At 63.5% G+C, this 20,240-nt stretch carries 22 protein-coding genes; all 22 read left to right on the top strand.

From position 1 onward, the window contains the following. Position 1 precedes the first annotated feature (1 nt). The 22 genes from trmD (at position 2) to pnp (ending at position 20,190) form a co-directional block, all read left to right on the top strand. Positions 2-691 carry a tRNA (guanosine(37)-N1)-methyltransferase TrmD gene (gene trmD, locus AC3LB0_RS01025; protein ID WP_488649317.1) on the top strand — a complete coding sequence of 230 codons (690 nt, stop codon included), beginning with the start codon at positions 2-4 and terminating at the stop codon, positions 689-691. 76 nt (positions 692-767) lie between these two features. Next, on the top strand, positions 768-1,424 hold the full coding sequence (gene rplS, locus AC3LB0_RS01020) for a 50S ribosomal protein L19 (protein ID WP_488649316.1): 657 nt from the start codon (positions 768-770) through the stop codon (positions 1,422-1,424). Beyond that, positions 1,421-2,092, top strand: a complete 672-nt coding sequence (rnhB, locus tag AC3LB0_RS01015) for a ribonuclease HII (protein ID WP_488649315.1) — start codon at positions 1,421-1,423, stop codon at positions 2,090-2,092. Before rplS ends, rnhB begins: the two co-directional genes overlap by 4 nt. A 47-nt stretch (positions 2,093-2,139) precedes the next feature. Beyond that, positions 2,140-2,487 (top strand): YraN family protein, encoded by a 348-nt coding sequence (locus tag AC3LB0_RS01010; protein WP_488649314.1) that lies wholly within the window; start codon positions 2,140-2,142, stop codon positions 2,485-2,487. Positions 2,488-2,643: 156 nt separating this feature from the next. Next, entirely contained in the window at positions 2,644-3,513 is an 870-nt protein-coding gene (rpsB, locus tag AC3LB0_RS01005; protein WP_488649313.1) for a 30S ribosomal protein S2, read from the top strand. A gap of 10 nt (positions 3,514-3,523) precedes the next feature. Then, on the top strand, positions 3,524-4,120 hold the full coding sequence (gene tsf / locus AC3LB0_RS01000; RefSeq protein ID WP_488649312.1) for a translation elongation factor Ts: 597 nt from the start codon (positions 3,524-3,526) through the stop codon (positions 4,118-4,120). Positions 4,121-4,150: 30 nt separating this feature from the next. Next, a complete protein-coding gene (gene pyrH / locus AC3LB0_RS00995; RefSeq protein ID WP_488649311.1) occupies positions 4,151-4,885 on the top strand; it encodes a UMP kinase in 735 nt (244 codons plus the stop codon). Next, a complete protein-coding gene (frr, locus tag AC3LB0_RS00990; protein WP_488649310.1) occupies positions 4,882-5,427 on the top strand; it encodes a ribosome recycling factor in 546 nt (181 codons plus the stop codon). Before pyrH ends, frr begins: the two co-directional genes overlap by 4 nt. Further along, positions 5,424-6,173, top strand: a complete 750-nt coding sequence (gene uppS / locus AC3LB0_RS00985; protein ID WP_488649309.1) for a polyprenyl diphosphate synthase — start codon at positions 5,424-5,426, stop codon at positions 6,171-6,173. Before frr ends, uppS begins: the two co-directional genes overlap by 4 nt. After that, positions 6,170-7,012 (top strand): phosphatidate cytidylyltransferase, encoded by an 843-nt coding sequence (locus AC3LB0_RS00980; protein ID WP_488649308.1) that lies wholly within the window; start codon positions 6,170-6,172, stop codon positions 7,010-7,012. The genes uppS and AC3LB0_RS00980 overlap by 4 nt, the downstream gene beginning before the upstream one ends. A gap of 1 nt (position 7,013) precedes the next feature. Then, positions 7,014-8,141: a 1-deoxy-D-xylulose-5-phosphate reductoisomerase gene (locus tag AC3LB0_RS00975; RefSeq protein ID WP_488649307.1), complete on the top strand. Its 1,128-nt coding sequence runs from the start codon at positions 7,014-7,016 to the stop codon at positions 8,139-8,141. Beyond that, entirely contained in the window at positions 8,141-9,223 is a 1,083-nt protein-coding gene (locus AC3LB0_RS00970; RefSeq protein WP_488649306.1) for a M50 family metallopeptidase, read from the top strand. Before AC3LB0_RS00975 ends, AC3LB0_RS00970 begins: the two co-directional genes overlap by 1 nt. Then, a complete protein-coding gene (gene ispG / locus AC3LB0_RS00965) occupies positions 9,220-10,488 on the top strand; it encodes a flavodoxin-dependent (E)-4-hydroxy-3-methylbut-2-enyl-diphosphate synthase (RefSeq protein WP_488649305.1) in 1,269 nt (422 codons plus the stop codon). Before AC3LB0_RS00970 ends, ispG begins: the two co-directional genes overlap by 4 nt. 172 nt (positions 10,489-10,660) lie before the next feature. Next, positions 10,661-11,731, top strand: a complete 1,071-nt coding sequence (gene nusA / locus AC3LB0_RS00960) for a transcription termination factor NusA (protein ID WP_488649304.1) — start codon at positions 10,661-10,663, stop codon at positions 11,729-11,731. A 28-nt stretch (positions 11,732-11,759) separates the two neighbouring features. Then, complete coding sequence (locus tag AC3LB0_RS00955) at positions 11,760-11,999, top strand: YlxR family protein (protein WP_488649303.1); 240 nt, start codon at positions 11,760-11,762, stop codon at positions 11,997-11,999. A 3-nt stretch (positions 12,000-12,002) separates the two neighbouring features. After that, complete coding sequence (infB, locus tag AC3LB0_RS00950) at positions 12,003-13,874, top strand: translation initiation factor IF-2 (protein WP_488649302.1); 1,872 nt, start codon at positions 12,003-12,005, stop codon at positions 13,872-13,874. 2 nt (positions 13,875-13,876) lie between these two features. Further along, a complete protein-coding gene (rbfA, locus tag AC3LB0_RS00945; RefSeq protein ID WP_488649301.1) occupies positions 13,877-14,299 on the top strand; it encodes a 30S ribosome-binding factor RbfA in 423 nt (140 codons plus the stop codon). Next, a complete protein-coding gene (locus AC3LB0_RS00940) occupies positions 14,296-15,363 on the top strand; it encodes a DHH family phosphoesterase (protein WP_488649300.1) in 1,068 nt (355 codons plus the stop codon). The genes rbfA and AC3LB0_RS00940 overlap by 4 nt, the downstream gene beginning before the upstream one ends. Before the next feature lie 4 nt (positions 15,364-15,367). Continuing rightward, positions 15,368-16,330 carry a tRNA pseudouridine(55) synthase TruB gene (gene truB / locus AC3LB0_RS00935; RefSeq protein WP_488649299.1) on the top strand — a complete coding sequence of 321 codons (963 nt, stop codon included), beginning with the start codon at positions 15,368-15,370 and terminating at the stop codon, positions 16,328-16,330. Beyond that, positions 16,327-17,157: a hypothetical protein gene (locus tag AC3LB0_RS00930; protein ID WP_488649298.1), complete on the top strand. Its 831-nt coding sequence runs from the start codon at positions 16,327-16,329 to the stop codon at positions 17,155-17,157. The genes truB and AC3LB0_RS00930 overlap by 4 nt, the downstream gene beginning before the upstream one ends. 90 nt (positions 17,158-17,247) lie before the next feature. After that, a complete protein-coding gene (rpsO, locus tag AC3LB0_RS00925) occupies positions 17,248-17,517 on the top strand; it encodes a 30S ribosomal protein S15 (RefSeq protein WP_488648738.1) in 270 nt (89 codons plus the stop codon). 75 nt (positions 17,518-17,592) lie between these two features. Beyond that, the gene (gene pnp, locus AC3LB0_RS00920; RefSeq protein ID WP_488649297.1) at positions 17,593-20,190 is read left to right on the top strand and encodes a polyribonucleotide nucleotidyltransferase; all 2,598 of its coding nucleotides are present in this window, start codon (positions 17,593-17,595) and stop codon (positions 20,188-20,190) included. Positions 20,191-20,240 lie beyond the last annotated feature (50 nt).

Here is a 20,240-nt window from a genome sequence, read left to right as displayed (position 1 = left end):
AGTGCTGAAGATTGATGTGATCTCACTCTTCCCGGAAACGATCATGTCGGCGCTCTCCGCCAGCATCCCCGCGCGTGCCCTTGAGCGCGGTTTGGCCACCCTCACCTGCCACGATCTACGCACCTGGGGGATCGGGAAGCACCGCTCGGTCGACGATGAGCCGTATGGCGGCGGGGCGGGGATGCTCCTGCGACCAGAGCCGCTTGTTGATGCGATCGACGCGCTGCGCGGCCCAGACTCCACCGTGATCCTCTTCGATGCGGGCGGCAAACGCCTGCGGCAGCCACGCGTCCGCGCGCTGGCGGCAGCCTCACATCTGATCATCATCTGCGGTCGCTACGAAGGGGTGGATGACCGCGTCCGCGCCTATGTGGATCTCGAACTGAGCATCGGCGACTTCGTCCTCTCCGGTGGCGAGCCGGCGGCGATCGTCCTCTGTGACGCGATCCTGCGTCTCGTCCCAGGCGCCATTGATGCCGCGTCACTCTCCGAGGAGTCGTTCTCTGGGGAACTTCTGGAGTACCCCCAGTTCACCCGCCCCGCCGAATTCCGTGGGGTGGGGGTCCCCGAGATCCTCCTCTCAGGGAACCACGCTGGAGTAGCCGCCTGGCGGCACGAGGAGGCGGTCCGCCGCACCCAGCGCCAGCGTCCTGACCTCGCCAAGCCTGCGAAGGGGAGCGAGGGGTCATAAGGGGAGGCCCCAGGGGGGCTGTGCTATTCTCACCGCCCGCGCCGACAGGTTCTGTCGGCCACCACGGAGACTAACTATGGATCTGATCCGCACGCTGACCGACGCCCAGATGAAGAGCGATCTCCCGGAGATCAAGACCGGCGACACCGTCAAGGTGTCGGCAAAGGTCGTTGAAGGGAACCGAGAGCGCATTCAGGTATTCGAGGGCACCGTCATGCGCCTGCGCGGCGGCGGACTCGGCTTGAACATCACCGTCCGACGCATCGCCTCAGGCGTTGGCGTCGAGCGAACCTTCAAGGTGCACAGCCCACGCATCGAGAAGATTGAAGTGGTCCGCCACGGTGTATCGAACCGGGCCCAGCTCTACTTCCTCCGCGATCGTGTTGGCAAGCAGTCGTCGCTCCGCGAGCGCCGCGATAGCGCCACCGACATTGCCAAGAATCAGGTCAAGGCCGCCGCAAAGAAGGCCATCAAGGACGAAGCTGACGCCGTGATCGCCGCAGCCGCCGCAGTGGTTGCAACGGAAGAGGCCGCAGTAGCCGCTACCGCCGCCGCAGCCGTTGCTGCTGAAGAGGCCGCCGCTGCTACAACTGCAGCCGAGGTCGTTGCCGAAGCTCCAGTCGTTGAGGCGCCAGTTGCTGAAGCGGCCGAGGTGAACGCCGAAGTCGCCACCGAAGAGGGCGCGCCTGTTGAGGCGCCAGTCGCTGAGGAATCGGAGAAGGCTCCGGAGTGAGCGACCTGCGGCCCAAGAGTGGCCGCACACTGCCAACTCGCGAACTTGAGCTACGCCACGGTCATCCTGAACGTGCCGTCATCGGCATTGATGAGGTAGGCCTTGCCCCGCTCGCCGGACCTGTCGTGGCCTGCGCCATTTTGATGCCTGCAGGGGATCCGATCCGAGGCGTTCGCGATTCGAAGATGCTGACGCCAGCGCGCCGCGTCGTGCTCGCGCAGCAGATCCGAGACGTTGCGCTCGCCATCGGTATCGGCGCCGCTTCAGCGCGAGAGGTAGAACGCATCAACCCCCGCGCAGCATCACATCGCGCGATGGCTCGTGCCGTAGCGCAACTCTCTCGCAGAAGGGGGGCGGCGCCAGACTTTGCCCTCGTCGATGGGAGTAGCGCGCGCGAACTCCGCGACCTGATCGGACCACACGCGACGGTCGTCCGCGGCGATCAGTCGGTCTATGCGATCGCCTGTGCCTCCATCGTCGCGAAGGTGCTTCGCGACAAGCTCATGGCCGAACTCTCACTGCGCTACCCCGGATACGGCTGGGAATCGAATGTGGGCTATCCAGCCCCCGCACACCTTGCAGCGCTCGATGCGCTCGGCGTGACGCCGCATCATCGCCGCACCTATGCGCCGGTTGCAGCACGCCTCGGGCTGTCGCCTCGAGGCTAAATCTAGGGAGTACGCGATAGGTGCGCGGCTGGCCTGAACATGTCGAAGTGGCAGTCAGCAGTGCGCAGCGTGCAATCGTCGGTCGTGAGGCCGAAGCTCTTGCGGCGCGATCCCTGGCTCGCAGCGGCTGGGTGATCCTTTCGCGCAACCTCCGACTCGGGCAACTTGAGGTGGACCTGCTCGCGCGTGACCCGCGCGGCCTCCTCGTTGCCATCGAGGTGCGGCGCCGTGGCTCCGTGGGTGCCGCCTCGCCGTCAGAGCTCCTGGGGGCACGTAAGATGCGGGCTCTGCGGCGGCAGCGTGCCCACCTCCCAGAGGGGTGCCGCATCGACCTCCTCCTCGTGCTCGGCAGCCCCGGGCGCGAGCGGCTCCGCCTCGTTCGCGGGGTCGCCTAGGGGCTCGGCGCCCCGTGCTAGGATTCCCGAGCGTCCGAATCGGACGTCCGCCCCCGCAAGGGGTCGAAATACGCACGCGGAACAAGACGCCTCACTACGGTGGCCCTTCGGGGTCGTGACGGCGCCCCGCGGTGGAATAACCGTGCAAGGAGAACTATGGCACCAGTAACGATGCGCGACCTCCTCGAGGTCGGAGCCCACTTCGGGCACCAGACACGCCGATGGAATCCCAAGATGGCGCCGTTTATCTTCGCGCAGCGCAACGGGATCCACATCCTCGACCTCGCCAAGAGTGCGAAGCGCCTGCAAATTGCCCTCGACGCCGTGCGCGACGCGAGCGCAAACGGGGAGACCATTCTCTTCGTCGGTACCAAGAAGCAGGCGCAGGCTCCGATTCAGGACGAGGCGACCCGCGCCGGCCAGCCATACGTGATCAAGCGCTGGCTCGGCGGCATGCTCACCAACTTCATGACGATTCGTAAGCGCCTCACCCTCATGGAGCAGCTTGAGGCTCGAGAGCAGGCTGGCGAGTTCGCCATCATGTCGAAGAAAGAGGCGTCCAAGCTTGGCGACAAGCTGGAGAAGCTTCGCGGAGCGCTCGGCGGCATGCGCCGTTTGCGCAAGGCCCCAGGCATGGTCTTCATCATTGACCCAAGCCGCGAGACCCTCGCCGCGATTGAGGCGAACAAGCTCGGGATCCCTGTTGTCGGCACCGCCGACACCAACGTTAATCCCGATCTGCTCACCTATCCGATCCCAGTAAATGACGACGCGATCAAGTGCATTCGCTTGATCTGCACCGCCGTTGCTGATGCGGTGATCGAAGGCGCTGCGATTCGCGCCGCACGTTTGCCTGAACTTGAGGCGCAAGAGGCCGCAGCAGCAGCTGCTGAGAACGCCGCAGATGCACCCGAGTCTTCAGATGTGCAGGACGACCTCGTTGCCGCGCTGAGTGCTACCGGCACGCTGAGCTTCTCGCCTGACGAGGAGCCTGCGCCCGCCGTCGGCACCACCCCAGCAGTGTAAGGAGGCCACCATGGCGATTAGCGCAGAGGCGGTACGAGACCTACGCGAGCGCACAGGCGCTGGGATGATGGATTGCAAGCGCGCACTCGAAGAGTGCGGCGGCGATGTTGAGAAGGCCGTACTGGCACTTCGTGAGGCTGGCTTAGCCGCCGCCGCGAAGAAGGCCGGTCGAGATGCACGTGAGGGACTCGTCTCTTCGTACATCCATACCGGCGGCCGCGTCGGCGTGCTTCTCGAGATCAATTGTGAGACGGACTTCGTGGCGCGCAATGAGCAGTTCCAGAAGTTGGTGAAAGACATTGCGATGCAGATTGCAGGACTTCACCCGCTCTATGTCAGCCAGGAGCAGATCCCTGCCGCTGCACTCGAGGCGAAGCGCGCCGCACTCCTTGAGGATGAGGCGCTCGCCAAGAAGCCAGAGGCGATGCGGGCGCAAATCGTTGAGGGCCAACTCCGCAAGTGGTTCGAAGAGGTCTGCCTTCTCGATCAGCCGTTCCGCGACGGTGACGAGACGGTTGCTCAGCTGATTACGAACGCAATTGCCACGATTGGTGAGAACATCCGAGTGCGGCGCTTCGTGCGCTACGCACTCGGCGAGGAGCTGTAGGCCCCACATGATTGGGGCGGTGGAGGCGGCATGACCGAAACCACACGCTATCAGCGAATTCTGCTGAAGCTCTCCGGGGAGGCACTCCTCGGGAAGCTTGAGTACGGTGTTGATCCTGAAGTCGTCGCATTCGTTGCCGAACAGGTGAAGGCAGTGACGGCGCTCAGTGTGCAGGTTGGCATCGTGGTCGGCGGCGGAAACATCTTCCGTGGCATGGCTGCAGCAACCGCTACTGGCATGGATCGCGCCACCGCCGACTACATCGGCATGCTCGCTACAGCGATGAATGGTCTCGCCCTCCAAGACGCACTTGAGCGCGCAGGAGTCCCAACGCGAGTGATGACCGCCATCGACATGAATGAGGTCGCCGAGCCGTACATCCGCCGACGCGCCGTGCGGCACCTCGAGAAGGGGCGCGTGGTTATCTTTGTGGCCGGCACGGGGAACCCGTACTTCACCACCGACACGGCTGCAGCGCTGCGCGCGGTGGAGATTGGCGCTGAGGTCGTGTTGAAGGCTACCAAGGTCGACGGCGTCTACGACAAGGATCCAGTCAAGTATCCCGATGCGAAGCGGTATCCAGCGATCACCTACGGGCAGGTGCTGGTTGATGGGCTCCGCGTCCTCGATGCCGCCGCCGTCTCGCTCTGCATGGAGAATGACCTGCCGATCGTGGTCTTTGACCTTGACGCCCACGAGAATATTCTGAAGGCGGTGCGCGGCGAGAAGGTCGGCACCCTGATCAGCAAAGGGGGTACGCGATGAGCGGCACGGCAGCTGAGCGCATGACCAAGGCGGTCGACGCCTTTGGTAAGGATTTGGGCGGCTTCCGCACAGGGCGTGCCAGTGCGTCGCTCGTTGAGCGCGTCACCGTTGAGCACTACGGCGCGATTACGCCACTCAACCAGATGGCCGGGATCAGCGTCCCAGAGAACACCCTACTGGTGATTCAGCCGTGGGATAGGTCGGCGATCCCCGCCATTGAGAAGGCGCTCAACAACGCCCAGCTCGGCATGACCCCTGCGGTAGACGGTGGAGTTATCCGCCTCCGCGTTCCTGCAATGACAGAGGAGCGCCGCAAGGACCTCGTAAAGCAGATGGGGAAGCGGGCCGAAGAGGCGCGCGTTGAGATCCGCAATGTTCGACGTGACGAGCAAGAGGCGGTCAAGAAGGCGGAGAAGGCCAAGGAGATCGGCGAGGATGATGCCCGCCGCCAGCTCGAGGCGCTCCAGAAGCTGACCGATGGAAAGATTGCTGAGATCGACAAGCTAACCGCTGCGAAGGAGCGCGAGGTTCTCGAAGGGTGACCGACGCCGAAATTCGGCGACCTGCTGATGCGCAGCCGCTGGTGCACAGCACCCCACCGCCCGAAGGCGGACCGAACCATGTCGCCATCATCATGGACGGGAATCGGCGCTGGGCACGCGGTCGGAACCTCGATGAACTCGAAGGGCACGTCGCCGGCACAGAGGCGTTGCGCACCGTCCTCAAGCACGCAGTGCAGATCGGCATCCCACACCTAACCGTCTACGCCTTCAGCCGCGAGAACTGGGCCCGCAGCGACAAGGAGGTAGCGCAGCTCTTCAATCTCCTGGCGAAGGTGATCGATGATGAAACGCCCGAGCTGCTTGCGCAGGGGGTGGCCGTTCGTTTTCTCGGTCGACTCGCCGAGCTGCCAGATCAGGCGCAGGAGCGCATTGCCGCTGCGTGTGCAAAGACGGTAGGTGGCACAAAGCTCCAGTTGGCTGTTGCCTTTAACTACGGCAGTCGCACCGAGATTGTTGATGCCATTCGCACGATTGTGACCGCTGGCCTCTCCCCTGAGAGCATCGATGAGCGTACGATCGCCGACGCCCTCTACACCGTCGGCACACCAGACCCTGATCTCGTTATCCGCACGGGCGGGGAGGAGCGCCTCTCGAACTTCCTGTTGTGGCAGAGCGCCTACGCGGAGATCGTGACGACGGCAACACTCTGGCCGGATTTTGGCGCTGAGGATCTTGATGCGGCGATCGCGGCCTATGCCCAGCGCATCCGGCGGTTCGGGCGATGAGCAGCGGGGCGCTGACCCAGCGGGCGATCGGCTCGCTCTTGATCCTTCCCGTCGCCGCCGTTGCGCTCTTCCCGCCAGCAGGCACACTCGCGGTAACCGTTCTCCTCATCAGCCTCGCTGCACGAGAAGCGGCTCGAATCCTCACCAAGGTGCTTGGCGGTGCCTCTGCGTTCTGGATCACCGTCATCTTGGTCAGCCCGCTCTCCGCCGCCATCTCACCGGTACTAGGCGGAGTGCTGACCATCTCAGCACTCCTGATCTTCGTAGGTACGGTGATCCGTCGAGCGGTGCGCGCAACAGAGAAGAGGTTGGAACCTGAGCTGCGACTACTTCTTGGAACGATGGCTGCCGTGATTTGGTTGAGCCCGCTGACGCTCCTCCCACTTCTCGCGTCGCTCGACCCACTTGATCGAGGCGCGCCGGCACGTTGGATCGTGTGGCTCTTGGCAATCGTTTGGACGGCAGATAGCGCCGCCTACCTCGTTGGGCGCACGATCGGTCGACGCAAGCTAGCGCCGGTCCTTTCGCCGCGCAAGAGCCTCGAGGGCTTCATCGGCGGCATCCTTGCTGCGGGACTCGTTGGTGCGCTGATCGCTGGGCCGCTCTTCACACTCGGCACCCCCGAAGAGGCGCGCCCGCTCTGGGGGCTGGTCTGGGGTTTGATCATTGCCACTGCGGCCGAGGCGGGTGACCTCCTTGAATCGCTCTTCAAGCGTGTTGCAGGCGCCGAGAGTGCATCGAATCTGATCCCCGGACATGGTGGCGTTCTCGATCGGATCGATAGCCTGCTGCTCGCGGCGCCAGTGACGCTCATCGCCGCGCTGCTACTGCGAGCCTAAGGTGAGCCGCATCCGCGTCGCACTGCTCGGTGCAAGCGGCTCGATCGGCCTGCAAGCTGCCGAGGTTATTGCGCAGCACCCCGAGGAGTTTGAACTCGTTGCTCTGGCATCAGGCCGCGGTGGTGAGCAGCATGATGCTCTGGTAGCGGCCACTCCGCAGGCGCGCAGCCTCGTCGGCGGCAGTGCGGATGATCTGCGGGCCATCGTCCTTGATACCGCACCAGATGTTGCCCTAATCGCCACGACTGGTGTTGTCGGCCTTGCCGCAACCGTCGCCGCTCTTGAGGCGGGTGTGGCGGTGGCGATCGCGAATAAGGAGACGATCGTCGCCGGAGGTGATGTGGTGATGCGCGCCGCCCGTGCAGCTGCAGAGCGCAAGGGGAGCAACGCTCTTGAGCGCCTTCGACCAGTCGACTCAGAGCACTCGGCGCTCTGGCAGTGCCTCGTCGGCGAGACGCTCGATCGCGTTCGGTCACTCTGGCTGACGGCGAGTGGCGGACCGTTTCGTGAATCGACCGCCGCCGAGATTGCCGCCGCAACTCCCGTGAAGGCACTCAAGCACCCAACCTGGAGCATGGGGGCGAAGATCACCATCGATTCAGCGACCCTGGTGAACAAGGGCCTTGAGGCGATCGAGGCGCATCGGCTCTTCTCCGTGCCCATGGCACAGATCAAGATCGTGGTGCACCCGCAGAGCGTCGTGCACGGTCTCGTGGAGTTCGTTGACGGATCAACAAAGGCCCAGATGGGGAGCCCAGATATGCGCGGGCCGATCGGTTATGCCCTCGGCTATCCTATGCGTATGGCTTCAACAATCCTGAACGTGGACCTCGTATCGCACGGATCACTCACGTTCACCGCGCCCGACCTTGTGCGCTTCCCAGGGCTGGCAATCGCCTTGGAGGCTGGTCGAGCTGGCGGTGCCGCTCCAGGCGCGCTGATCGCTGCCGACGGTGTGGCGGTTACCCGCTTCCTGGCCGGCGAGTTCCCGCTAGGCGGCATCCCGCAGCTGCTGCGCGATGCGGTGGAGCGGTTTGGCGTGCGCTCCGCCCCAGCGAGCGTCGCTGAGGTGATCGCACTGCATGAAGAGGTGACGCTGTTCGCAGAGCGCTGGAGTGGGGCCGCCTGATGGAGATTCTGACCGGCATCGCCGGACCTGTGCTCGCATTCGTGCTCCTCGTGGTGCCGCTCATCGTCGTGCACGAGTTGGGCCACCTCATTGTTGCGAGACTCCGCGGCATCGATGTACCAGAATTTGGTATCGGGTTCCCGCCACGCCTCTTCACGCTGCTACGCGGTCGGCGCACGGAGCTCACCATCAATGCCCTCCCGCTCGGTGGCTTTGTGCGCATGGCTGGCAGCGAAGAGGGTGATACCGACCCTGCAGGCTGGGAGCGAGCCACCCTGACCTCAAAGGTGTTGGTGATGGTTGCGGGGGTCGCCATGAACATCGTGGTTGCCTTCCTGCTGATGTTCGTCCTCTCTGGGCCACTTGCTGAGAGTGCCAGCATCCTCCTCGCCGATGTGCAGCCATACTCTCCAGCCGCCGCCGCCGGCCTACTGCCAGGTGATCGCATCCTGGGCGTCGAGGGAGAGACGTTCGATCGCTTCGATTCACCGCTCCGAAGCCTGCCTGAGCGAGCAGGGGAGACCGTGCGCGTAACGGTGGAGACTCCTGGCCAAACGGCGCGCGAGGTTTCCATGACGCTGCGCACCGTCGCTGAGGCGGCAGGGCAGGGCTACATGGGCGTGCAGATTGCATCCATTGATGGCGCCGGGCCGCTCTCTCGTCCGATCGTTGATGCGCTTGGACTTGCGGTCGCGCGCACCTGGGATGCCGGCACCTCGATCCTGGGCGCACTGGGTACCTTCATTACGTCACCATTCAATCCATCTGACGGCACCGGTGGCGTTGCCGGCCCGATCGGTATTGCCGTCGGTGTCTCAGCGGCCGCAGGTCAGCTCGGCTTTTCTGGCCTCTTGCATATCGCCGCACTGCTCTCGGCAAACCTCGCCGTACTGAATCTGCTGCCGATCCCGCCACTTGATGGTGGCCGTGTCGCTGCGCTCTTCCTACGTCGCCTGCTCGGTGAGGTGCGTGGTCGCCGCGTCGAACGCCAACTCGTCACTGGAGGTGCAGTACTCATGCTCGCCCTCTTCGCCTGGATCTCCCTCGGGGACATCCTGAATCTCTTTGGAGTAGATCGATGAGCCGCGAGCTGAACGTCGTCGCCCGCCCTGCAGCCGACAGTCCAGACCAACTTCGTCCAGTTCGTCGCTCAACTCCGAGCGTCTCTGTTGGCGGCGTGCTGGTTGGCTCTGCCCACCCAATCGTTGTGCAATCGATGACGAACACCGACACCGCTGACGCGGCGGGCACCGCGGCGCAGGTCGCGCACCTGGCACGGGCTGGAAGTCAGATCGTGCGCGTCACCGTGAATAACGACGCATCTGCCGCGGCGATCCCCGAGATCGTGCAGCGACTCGCCGATGAGGGGCTCACGACGCCCATCGTTGGCGACTTCCACTACAACGGTCACAAGCTACTTGCCGCTCACCCGAAGAGCGCCTCGTTGCTGGCAAAGTATCGGATCAATCCGGGCAATGTGGGGAGCAAGCGCCGTGACGAGAACTTCCAGACGATCGTTAAGGTTGCGATTGATCACGATAAGCCGGTGCGCATTGGCGTCAACTGGGGGTCGCTGGACCAGGACCTCTTAACGAAACTGATGGAGGAGAACGCCGCAGCGGACACTCCGGCAAGCGCACGTGCAGTAACGATCGAGGCGATCGTGCGCTCTGCAACGCAGTCGGCCGAACTCGCCGAGGCCACGGGGCTGCCGCACGATCGCATTCTGCTCTCTGCCAAGACCTCAAACGTGCGTGATCTGTTCGACGTGTACACCAATCTTGCGGGCCGCTGTGACTATCCGCTGCATCTCGGCCTGACCGAGGCGGGGATGGGGATGAAGGGGATCGTGGCCACTAGCGCCGCGCTCGGGCATCTGCTGAACCAGGGGATCGGCGACACGATTCGCGTCTCGTTGACGCCAGAGCCAGGTGCGGACCGCGCGCTCGAGGTTGAGGTGGCGCAGCAGATCCTGCAGTCGCTTGGCCTCCGCGCCTTCTCGCCGCAGGTCACCTCGTGTCCGGGGTGTGGGCGCACGACGAGCACCTTCTTCCAGGAGATGGCGCAAGAGATCCAGGCGTACCTCAAGGCGCGCCTGCCAGAGTGGCGCCCGCTGCATCCAGGGGTCGAGAGCCTCGAGGTCGCGGTGATGGGCTGCGTGGTTAACGGGCCAGGGGAGTCGAAGCATGCGAACCTCGGGATCAGCCTTCCGGGCACGTTCGAGGAGCCGGTAGCGCCCGTCTTTCAGGATGGCGCCCTGCTCACCACCCTGCGCGGGGATAAGATCGTCGCCGAATTCCTGGAGATCCTCGATCGCTATGTAGAGGCCCACTACCCGAAGAGCTAGGGCCGCTGTCTTTGCGCAGCCTTGAGGCGCGCCAAGAGGGCTCGTGGGGACGCCGGTTTTAGGCTCTTCATGCCCGTGGTATAGTTCGTGTAACAACGGCCGCCGGACGAGAGACGTGGGTGACCCCCACGTCTTTTTTATCGGGGTCGCAAGTACAGAGGGGAGGCGTGACGTGAGCAAAGAGCTTGTGATCGCCCTCATTCAGCTAGGCGCTGAGCGCGGTATTGATCGAGCTGCGGTGTTGCAGGCGGCAGAGGAGTCCTACGCGGTCGCTCTGAATCGCCGACACACCTCATCCGACATCCACGTGCGCCTTGATCCTGAATCAGGGGCAATGCGGGTCTATCGGGCCCGCCGAGTCGTAGAAGAGGTACTCGTCCCCGGCGCAGAGTGGACGCCAGAAGAGGCCCAGGCAACGAGGCCAGGTGCTGTCGCTGGAGACCTCATCGAACTCGAAGAGATGGATGCTGATATGGGTCGCATCGTTGCGGCCCAGGCTCGCCAGGCGCTCCAGCAGCGCCTCATCCAGATCCAGCGCGACCTGACCATGCAGTCGTTCGCCGAGCGTGCGGGTGAGATTCTTACCGGCGTCGTGATGCGCGTCGATCGCCGCAACCTCGTCTTGGACGTGGGGAAGGCGGAGGCATACCTGCCTGCAACGGAGCAGTCGCAGCTCGACACCTTCCGCATCGGCGAAAACGTCAAGGCACTCCTACTGGAAGTGCGAACAACCCTTCGTGGCCCAGAGATCCTTCTGACGCGTACGCATAAGAACTTCGTCAAGAAGCTCTTTGAACTTGAGGTTCCTGAGCTGACTGCGGGCACGGTGGAGATCACCTCGATCGCTCGTGAGCCGGGGAGCCGCACCAAGATTGTTGTTGCAACGAAGCAGGTCGGACTCGATCCGGTCGGCGCAGTCGTTGGCCAACGTGGCGCACGAGTGCAGGCTGTTGTCGAAGACCTTGGTGGCGAAAAGATCGACATCATCGCGCACACCGATGATGCAGCTGAGGCGATTGGGCGAGCTCTCTCACCAGCGCCGGTCGTCTCGGTCACCGTTGATGAGGCGGCCAAGTCGGCAACCGTCGTGGTTCCCGAGCGCGCACTCTCCCTTGCGATCGGCGCTGGCGGACAGAACGCCCGCCTAGCGGCGCGACTCACCGGATTCCGAATCGACATCGCCAGTGATGGAACTGGAGCCGCTGAGGTGCCTGCAGTGGCCCCAGCGGGCGAGGGGGCCTAAGACGCCCGCGGTTCGTGCGCGCACCTGCGTGGCCTGTCGGCTGACACAGCCGCTGGAGACGCTCGTGCGGTACGGAGCCTCCGCAGATGGAGTGGTGCGAGCGGGCGCTGTTGGCGGTCGAGGTGCGTGGGTCTGCCAGAGCGGCGACCATGCCCACGACCTGCTGATCGGTGAAGGACTACGACGAGGGCTGAAGGGTCGCATTGCGGCCACAGATCTTGAGCAGATACTGATTGAGCGACGAAGCCGACGAGACGAAAGGGGGTAGCAGATGACGAAGCAGCGTAAGAGCATCCGTCCACCGCGCCCCGATCGCTTACCACCAGAACCGAAGCCAGCACGCGTAGCGCAGGTTCATGACGGCATCCTCGAATTGCCCGCCTCAATCGCGGTCGGCGATCTTGCAACGCTGCTCAAGGTAAACCCCGCGGACATCATCAATCCACTGATTCGCAGTGGGGTCTTTGCCACCATGAACCAGGGCATTGATCGCGAGACTGCCTCCCTGATTGCCACTGAGCTCGGCTTCACCGTCAAGGAGCCCGAGCCTGACGAAGACGAGGTCGCGCCAGAGGCGACCCCCGAGGCCCTACCAGCTGCAACAAAGACAGAATTCTTCAGCGAAGATCCGGGCGCCGCACTTATCTCGCGCGCCCCCATCGTTACCGTCATGGGCCACGTCGACCACGGCAAGACGAGCCTGCTCGATGCGCTGCGCAAGACCAGCGTTGCGGAGGGCGAGCGTGGCGGCATTACCCAGCACCTTGGCGCCAGCCAGGTGCAGCGTGGCGACCGTTCAATTCTCTTCCTTGACACCCCTGGACACGAAGCGTTTACGGCGATGCGCGCGCGTGGCGCGCGAGTAACAGATATCGCCATCGTCGTAGTCGCCGCTGACGACGGCGTGATGCCGCAGACAAAAGAGGCGATCAGCCACGCTCGTGCGGCGAATGTGCCGATCATCATCGCGCTCAACAAGATTGACAAGCCAGATGCAAACCCGGACCGCGTGAAGACGGAGCTCGCGGAATCGAATGTCGTGATCGAGGATTACGGCGGCGACGTCCCACTCGTGGCGGTGTCGGCTCGAACCGGCGCCGGTCTCGACGATCTCCTTGACATGGTCCTCCTCGTCGCCGATCTCGGTGACTACAAGGCTGATGCGGCGCGACTTGCGGTGGGCACGGTGATTGAGGCAGAGCGCGACAAGGGGCGCGGTCCGATCGCCACCGTGATCGTGCAGACGGGAACCCTCCGCGTTGGTGACCACATGGTTGTCGGTGCCATCTCAGGGAAGGTCCGCTCGCTGGAGTCGACCGATGGGGGCCGGATCAAGTTGGCGGGCCCCTCAACAGCCGTAGTCGTCTCAGGTCTCCCCGAGGTCCCCGTCAGCGGTGAGATCTTCCGTACTGCGGTGGACGAGAAGGAGGCCCGCTCCTGGTCTGAGGCCGCCGCCGACGCCACGAGCGCTGGGCGCGATAGCGGCCACGCCACGATGGAGGACCTCTATAAGCGCATTCAGTCTGGAGCTGGTAAAGAGGTCCGCGTCATTCTGAAGTCCGATGTGGCCGGATCACTCGGCGCTATCGAACACCAGCTCGAGAAGTTGCAGAGCGATGAGGTGCGCATCAACGTGCTCCTCTCGGCCGCGGGGGAGGTCACCGAGAACGACATCCTGCTCGCCTCAGCATCTGATGCAATCGTGCTCGGCTTCACCACCACGCTCACCCCAGGTGCGCGCCGCATGGCTGAAACCAACAAGGTTGACGTGCGCCTTTACGAGATCATCTACGAGCTCGCCGACGATATGAAGGCTGCGCTTGAGGGGATGCTCGATCCTGAGAAGTCAGAGGTGGTCGAAGGGCGTGCCGAGGTGAAGCAACTCTTCCCTGGTAAGGGCTTCGTCATTGCGGGTTCGATCATTCGTGAGGGCCGCGTTACGCGCGGCGCGAAGGTACGCGTCATGCGCGGCGGTAACCTTGTTGCGACTGATGTGATCGAGTCGCTGCGTCGCTTCCGTGATGATGTTCGTGAAGTGAGAGAGGGCCAGGAGTGCGGCATCGGCCTTGGTGCATCGGTCACCGTACTCGAGGGCGACATCTTGGAGATCATCGGCGAGAAGTCGACGAGGCGGACCCTCTAAGCATGTCTGAGCGGATGCCCCGTGTCGACGAGCTTCTCCGAGAAGAGATCAGTGCCCATATCGGACGATCTCTGAGCGATCCACGGCTCGGGTTTGTGACCGTTACCTCCGTCTCTACGTCGCCGGACCTGCGCCACGCCAAAGTCTTTGTTAGCACCATCGGTAGTGAAGAGCAGCGCGTCGCCTCACTCGCAGCGCTGAAGAGTGCCGCATCACACCTTCGCACCTTGATCGGCAAGGGGCTGCGCATTCGACGCGTCCCCGATTTGCACTTTGAACTTGATGAGGCCGGCGATCGTGGCGCGCGCATTCAGCAGCTACTCGGTAGCATTGCCGATGGAGGGCTCCCACCAGAGACCCTCTCGCCGCTTCCAGCCCCAACACGTACAGGGGTTGAAGAGAAGAGCCGAAGGAGTAAGGGATGAGCGAGCAGGGAATCGTCCGCGCAGCGGAATTCGTGCGCCGAGCCAACGAACTGCAGCCGATGGCACTTGCGGCCGTCCCTGCAAACGTGCTGGAAGCGCTTCGAGTGGCGAAGAGGCTATGGGTCGTGCCGCATGAGCGACCAGATGCCGATGCGCTTGGTGCAGCCCTTGGATTAAAGGCTATCCTCGGTCAGTTCGGCGCGGAGGCCGCTGTGATCAGCGCCGACGCTCCACCAGCGGTCTATGACGTCATTCCAACAATCGGCGACGTCTCCCTTGAGGCACCGAGTTGGTCGCCAGACGCCATCGTGCTGGTGGATTGCGCCGATCCGAAGCGAGCCGGACGCATCGGCGACCTGATCAATGCGCTGCCAGCCTCTACGCCACGGATCTTGATTGATCACCATGTCTCCAACGATTCGACCTGGCCACTCGCCTGGGTTGATGCGCGCGCCGCGGCAACCTGCGAAATGGTGAGCTTGATCGCACTCGCGCTCAAGGCAGATCTCTCTGCAGACCAGGGGCGGCTCGCTACGACACTCGCAGCCGGCGTGATCATGGACACCGCCACTTTTCAGCATGGCAACACGACCCCACGAACCCTAGAGGTGGGTGGGCTCCTGCTTGCCGCCGGCGCGCCGATCAGTGAGATCTCACGAAAGATCTACCGCTCAAAGCCACTCGCGCAGGTGCAACTGCACGCGCGCGTGTTGGCGAGCTTGAAGTCCACTGATAGTGGCCGCACCGTCTTCGCCACGATGATGCTGGCTGACCTCACCGAAACCGGCGCAACGCTCGAGATGAGCGAGGGGATCGTTGATGCACTCGCGCAGGTCTCAGAGGCTGATGTCGCGATCTTCTTCAAAGAGGATGGCCCAACCACCGCGCGCATCTCTGTGCGCACGAAAGGGGAGGGCCCCGACGCCACCGCCATCGTTGGCTCATTCGGTGGTGGCGGTCATGCGCGTGCCGCCGGAGCCACGATTGAGCGCCCCGTGAACGAGGCGGCCACCCTAGTGCTGTCGCGCGTGACGGAGCTTCGCGCGCACGCTGTAGCGGGCTGAGCGAATGGCGCGGCGACGGCCGAGCACTCCCGGCATTGACGGGATCCTTCTCGTCGACAAGCCGAATGGTCCGACCAGCCACGACATCGTGGCTAAAATCCGCAGAATGGCGGGCCAACCCCGCATCGGCCATGGCGGCACACTCGATCCGTTCGCCACAGGCCTCTTGGTGCTCGTCCTTGGCCGCGCAACGCGCCTAGCGAGCCTGCATCTGGGCGGCGAGAAGCGCTACGAGGCCACCTTCTCGTTTGGCGGAGGGACCACAACCGATGATCTCGATGGCGAACGCCTGGACCTTGCTGGAGCACCCCCTTCGCAGGCGGCGATCAGCGCACTGCTGCCGCGCTATCGGGGCGCCTTAGAGCAGGTGCCGCCATCGCACTCTGCCAAGCGCACAGATGGTGTACGCGCCTACGAGCGCGCGCGTGCAGGGGAGGTGGTGGAACTGGCGCCGCGCCCGATCGAGATCAGGCGATTTGACATGCTTGGCTGGGACGACTCTCACGCTGAAGAGCCGCTTATGCATGCGAGGCTCGACGTGAGCTCTGGCACCTACATCCGCGCCATTGCCCGTGACCTGGGTCGCGATGTGGGGAGTGGGGCACACCTTGTTGCACTGCGGCGTGTGGGCTCTGGTGTCTTTGCAGTAGGGGAGGCGCACACCATGCAGCAGATCGCCGCCGCGGCGCTGGCGGGCGAGCTTCGCGACCTGCTCTTGCCGCTCGACGCTGGACTCGACCACATTGCATCAACGGAGGTTGGCGAGAAGGGTGCGGCACTGCTGCGCGACGGCATTGCACTCCCGCTTGGCATGCTGGACAGTGCCGGCCAGCAGACGGCAGAGGGGAGCCCTCTGCGACTCCACGTCCACGGTGCGATCGCCGCATTCGGGCGGCGTACGGCATTCGGCGCTCAGCCTGAGCGTGTCTTCATCGAATCAAACGCGCTGGTAGGGCCGCGCCTGTGAAGCGGGTGATTGGATGGGAGGATCTAGTGTCGGAAGTCGCGTCAGTGGAAGGTGCCCCTGGGTCAGTCTTGACTCTTGGGGTGTTTGATGGGCTGCATCGAGGGCATGTGCGCCTCCTCGCCGCCGCTGAGCGACTTGCCCGGGCGGCGGGGCTCCAGCGCGTGCATATCGGCTTCACCCCACACCCCGATCAGCTGATTCGGGGTGTAACCCCCCTCCAATTGCTAGATGCAGGGGAGCTCGAGCTCCGTATGGCGGGGGCGGGGGTCGACCTCTGGTGTGACCTGCCATTTACCCCGGAGACGCGCGACACCCCCTGGAAGCGCTTCATCGAACGTCTCGTAGCGGTGACGGCGGCGAAGAGCATCGTCCTCTCCCCAGAATCTGCCTTCGGGCAGAGCCGTCAGGGGACGCTGCCAAACGTTCGCGCCTGGGGTGCCGCCCACGGCCTGCAAGTCCATCCGGTGGCCGAGGCGACCGCTGGCGGAGCCCCCATCCGGAGCACCCGCATCAGGGATGCCATCGCGGGCGGGGACCTCGCAGGGGCAGCTCGCCTGCTCGGTCGACCCTATGCCCTGGTCGGCACCCTTCAGGGCGACCAGGTGCGCCTGCAGCCCAACGTGGCGGCCGCACCACCTCCAGGTGAGTATCGGGCTCGCGTAGGGGTGGCTGGACGCCCAGAGGGGCGGCTCCCCCTCGTTGGCCGGCTCACCACCGTGCGCGTCGATGCAGACAGGCTGACCATCACCCTCCTGCGGCCAGAAGCCGCAGATCAACGCTTTGACGGGGGTCCAATACGGGTCGCCCTGCTCGGCGGGAGCCTCTAAGCGTAGATTTGCTACCCTATGCACATCCAAGATGTGATGAAGAGATGAGGGGTGCCCTTGGAGCACCTCCGATGTAAGGAGAACTACCACTTGCCACTAGACCAAGCAACAACCGCACGCATCGTTGCAGACAACGGGCGCCACGGTACTGACACCGGGTCCGCAGACGTTCAAATCGCACTCCTCACGGAGCGAATTCAGGGACTGACGGCGCACCTGCAAACCTTTAAGCAGGACAACCACTCGCGCCGCGGGCTCTTGAAGCTCGTCGGTCAGCGACGTCGACTGCTGACATTCCTTAAGCGTGAAGATGCAGCGCGCTACGCCGCGCTCTCCGAGAAGCTCGGACTTCGTCGCTAACCACCCCCCGGCCACTGGCTGGGACTACATGGCACGCTGACGGAAGAACCGCCAGCGGCCTGACAGGAGAACAGAATGAGCAACATTACCAGCGTATCCGCCGAGTTCGGCGGTCAGACCCTCACGATTGAGACCGGCCGAATGGCCCGCCTCGCCGGTGGCGCAGTCACCGTTCGCTACGGCGACACCGTGGTCCTTGGCACTGCAAACCGCAGCGAGCCACGACCAGGCCTCGACTTCTTCCCCCTCACGATTGAATTCGAAGAGCGCATGTATGCCGCAGGGAAGATTCCAGGCGGATACATCAAGCGCGAAGGGCGAGCCTCTGAGAACGCAACGCTCTCCGCTCGTCTCACCGACCGACCGATCCGACCACTCTTCCCAGAGGGGTACAAGGACGACGTTCAGGTTGTGATCACCGTGCTGAGCGCGGACCAGGAGAACGACCCAGACATTCTTGGAACGCTCGCCGCCTCTGCGGCGCTGACGATCTCCGAGATCCCATTCCTTGGGCCAATCGGCGCAGTGCGCGTCGGCATCGTGAACGGTGCCTTTGTGATCAACCCAACCTTCGAGCAGCTCAAGGAGAGCGACCTCGATTTGGTGGTCTCAGGAACAGTCAGCGCGATCATGATGGTCGAGGCCGGCGCAAACCTGATCACCGAAGACAAGATGGCTGAGGCCATCGAGTTCGGACACGGCGCGATCAAGGCGCTCGTTGCCCTGCAAGAGGAGCTGCGCGCCAATGTCGGCAAGGAGAAGCGCGTTCCGTATATCGAGCCAAGCACCGACAGCGTGCTCGCGTTTGCTGAGGCAGCTGCGAACGGCGGCACCTTCGTGATCGTTGACACTGAGACGACCGGTCTCGATTCAAAGATTTCGGATCTCGTCGAAGTTGCCGCAGTGAAGGTCAAGGGTGGCAAGATCACCGACCGCTGGAGCAGCTTCGTTGACGCCGGTAACGGCATCGTTGGCGCCCAGATGCACGGCATCACGAACAAGGACATTAAGGGTGGCCTGACGCCGAAGGCGGCAGCCGAGAAGATTGCTGAGTTCGCCAAGGGTGCAATGCTTGTCGGACACAACCTTGGCTTTGACGTCGCCTTCCTCGACGAGGCGCTCGGCAAGGGTCGCACCTTCGCGACCGAGCAGGGGAGCTACCTCGACACCTACGTCCTCTTCAAGGAGGCGTACCCAGAGAGCGAATCGTTCAAGCTCGGAGATCTCGCACGCGTCTATGGCGCAGCGACAACCCCGAACCATCGAGCCGCAGCAGACGCTGAGGCGACAGCTGAGCTCTTGCTGATCCTCGCAAACGATCTCCCAGGTCGCCTCGCGGCGCTCAAGGAGGGGATTGCAGATTCGATCCGAGCTGCACGCAGCGGCAAGGGCGAGCCAAAGGCGCTCTTCGAGGCAGCACGTCGTAAGGCGCGCGTCGGCAAGAACCTCTTCGGTTGGATGCACAAGAAGACCGCGCGTAACCTCACGATGAAGGAGGGGATTCGCCTCGACGGCCGTAAGGTCGATGAGATCCGCAAGATCTCGGTAGAGGTTGGTCTCCTTCCTCGCGCACACGGCTCGGGCCTCTTCACCCGCGGCGAGACACAGGCCCTGAGCGTGGCAACCCTCGGCCCAGTGGCACAGGGGCAGCGTCTCGACACGATATCGCCGATCACCGAGAAGCGCTACATCCATCACTACAACATGCCGCCGTACAGCACCGGCGAGAACAAGCCGATGCGTGGCCCAGGGCGACGCGAGATTGGGCACGGAGCCCTTGCCGAGCGCGCACTGATCCCAGTGCTCCCATCGATCGAGGAGTTCCCATACGCAATCCGAGTTGTTTCGGAGTGCGTGACCTCCAACGGATCGACCTCAATGGCCTCGACCTGTGGCTCGAGCCTCTCACTCCTTGATGCCGGCGTGCCGCTCAAGGCGTCGGTGGCCGGTGCCGCAATGGGCCTGATGTCGGAGCCAGACGGCGAGTTCGTCGTCCTTACGGACATCCTCGGCAAAGAGGATGCCTTCGGCGACATGGACTTCAAGGTGACGGGAACCCGCACAGGGATCACCGCCCTGCAGATGGACATCAAGGTGCAGGGGATTAACGGGGCGATAATTCGCACCGGCCTCAAGGATGCGCTCACGGCGCGACTTGAGATCCTCGACAAGATGGACGCGATCATCAGCACAGCTCGACCAGAGCTCTCTGATTTCGCTCCACGCATCACCACGATCAAGATCAATCCGGAGAAGATCCGCGACATCATTGGTAAGGGTGGTGCAGTCATCCGCAAGTTGCAGGATGACTTCCAGGTCAATATCAACGTGCAGGACGACGGCACCGTGCAGATCGCTTCGGCTGACCCAGAGCGCACCAAGGGCGTCCTTGATGCGATCAATGGGATCACCAAAGAGGTTGAGCTCGGCGCGCTCTACATGGGTAAGGTCACTCGCATCATGGGCTTCGGCTGCTTTGTGGAGATCCTGCCAGGCAAGGAGGGTCTCGTACGCATCGGCGAGCTCGCCGACTATCGTGTGAACACCGTCGAGGACGAGGTTGCCGTTGGCGACGAGATCATGGTTGTGGTCACGGAAGTTGACCGCCAGGGTCGCGTTAACCTGTCACGCCGCGCCGCCATGCAGCGTCACAAGGCCACACCTCAGGAGTAACCGTGCTCCTAGGCTCTAGAAAAACAACTGAGGACTTGCGGTCAACCCGC

It is taken from the genome of Candidatus Limnocylindrus sp. (assembly GCF_040397235.1).
Taxonomy (GTDB): domain Bacteria; phylum Chloroflexota; class Limnocylindria; order Limnocylindrales; family Limnocylindraceae; genus Limnocylindrus.
Note: the sequence above shows the minus strand (reverse complement) of the source record. Positions and strands in the feature narration are given on the sequence as shown.

Excerpts from the sequence above, each read along its gene's own strand:
- rplS (WP_488649316.1), top strand. The coding sequence starts at position 768 with ATGGATCTGATCCGCACGCTGACCGACGCCCAGATGAAGAGCGATCTC.
- rpsB (WP_488649313.1), top strand. The coding sequence starts at position 2,644 with ATGGCACCAGTAACGATGCGCGACCTCCTCGAGGTCGGAGCCCACTTC.
- tsf (WP_488649312.1), top strand. The coding sequence starts at position 3,524 with ATGGCGATTAGCGCAGAGGCGGTACGAGACCTACGCGAGCGCACAGGC.
- pyrH (WP_488649311.1), top strand. The coding sequence starts at position 4,151 with ATGACCGAAACCACACGCTATCAGCGAATTCTGCTGAAGCTCTCCGGG.
- frr (WP_488649310.1), top strand. The coding sequence starts at position 4,882 with ATGAGCGGCACGGCAGCTGAGCGCATGACCAAGGCGGTCGACGCCTTT.
- AC3LB0_RS00980 (WP_488649308.1), top strand. The coding sequence starts at position 6,170 with ATGAGCAGCGGGGCGCTGACCCAGCGGGCGATCGGCTCGCTCTTGATC.
- AC3LB0_RS00970 (WP_488649306.1), top strand. The coding sequence starts at position 8,141 with ATGGAGATTCTGACCGGCATCGCCGGACCTGTGCTCGCATTCGTGCTC.
- ispG (WP_488649305.1), top strand. The coding sequence starts at position 9,220 with ATGAGCCGCGAGCTGAACGTCGTCGCCCGCCCTGCAGCCGACAGTCCA.
- infB (WP_488649302.1), top strand. The coding sequence starts at position 12,003 with ATGACGAAGCAGCGTAAGAGCATCCGTCCACCGCGCCCCGATCGCTTA.
- rbfA (WP_488649301.1), top strand. The coding sequence starts at position 13,877 with ATGTCTGAGCGGATGCCCCGTGTCGACGAGCTTCTCCGAGAAGAGATC.
- AC3LB0_RS00940 (WP_488649300.1), top strand. The coding sequence starts at position 14,296 with ATGAGCGAGCAGGGAATCGTCCGCGCAGCGGAATTCGTGCGCCGAGCC.
- truB (WP_488649299.1), top strand. The coding sequence starts at position 15,368 with ATGGCGCGGCGACGGCCGAGCACTCCCGGCATTGACGGGATCCTTCTC.
- pnp (WP_488649297.1), top strand. The coding sequence starts at position 17,593 with ATGAGCAACATTACCAGCGTATCCGCCGAGTTCGGCGGTCAGACCCTC.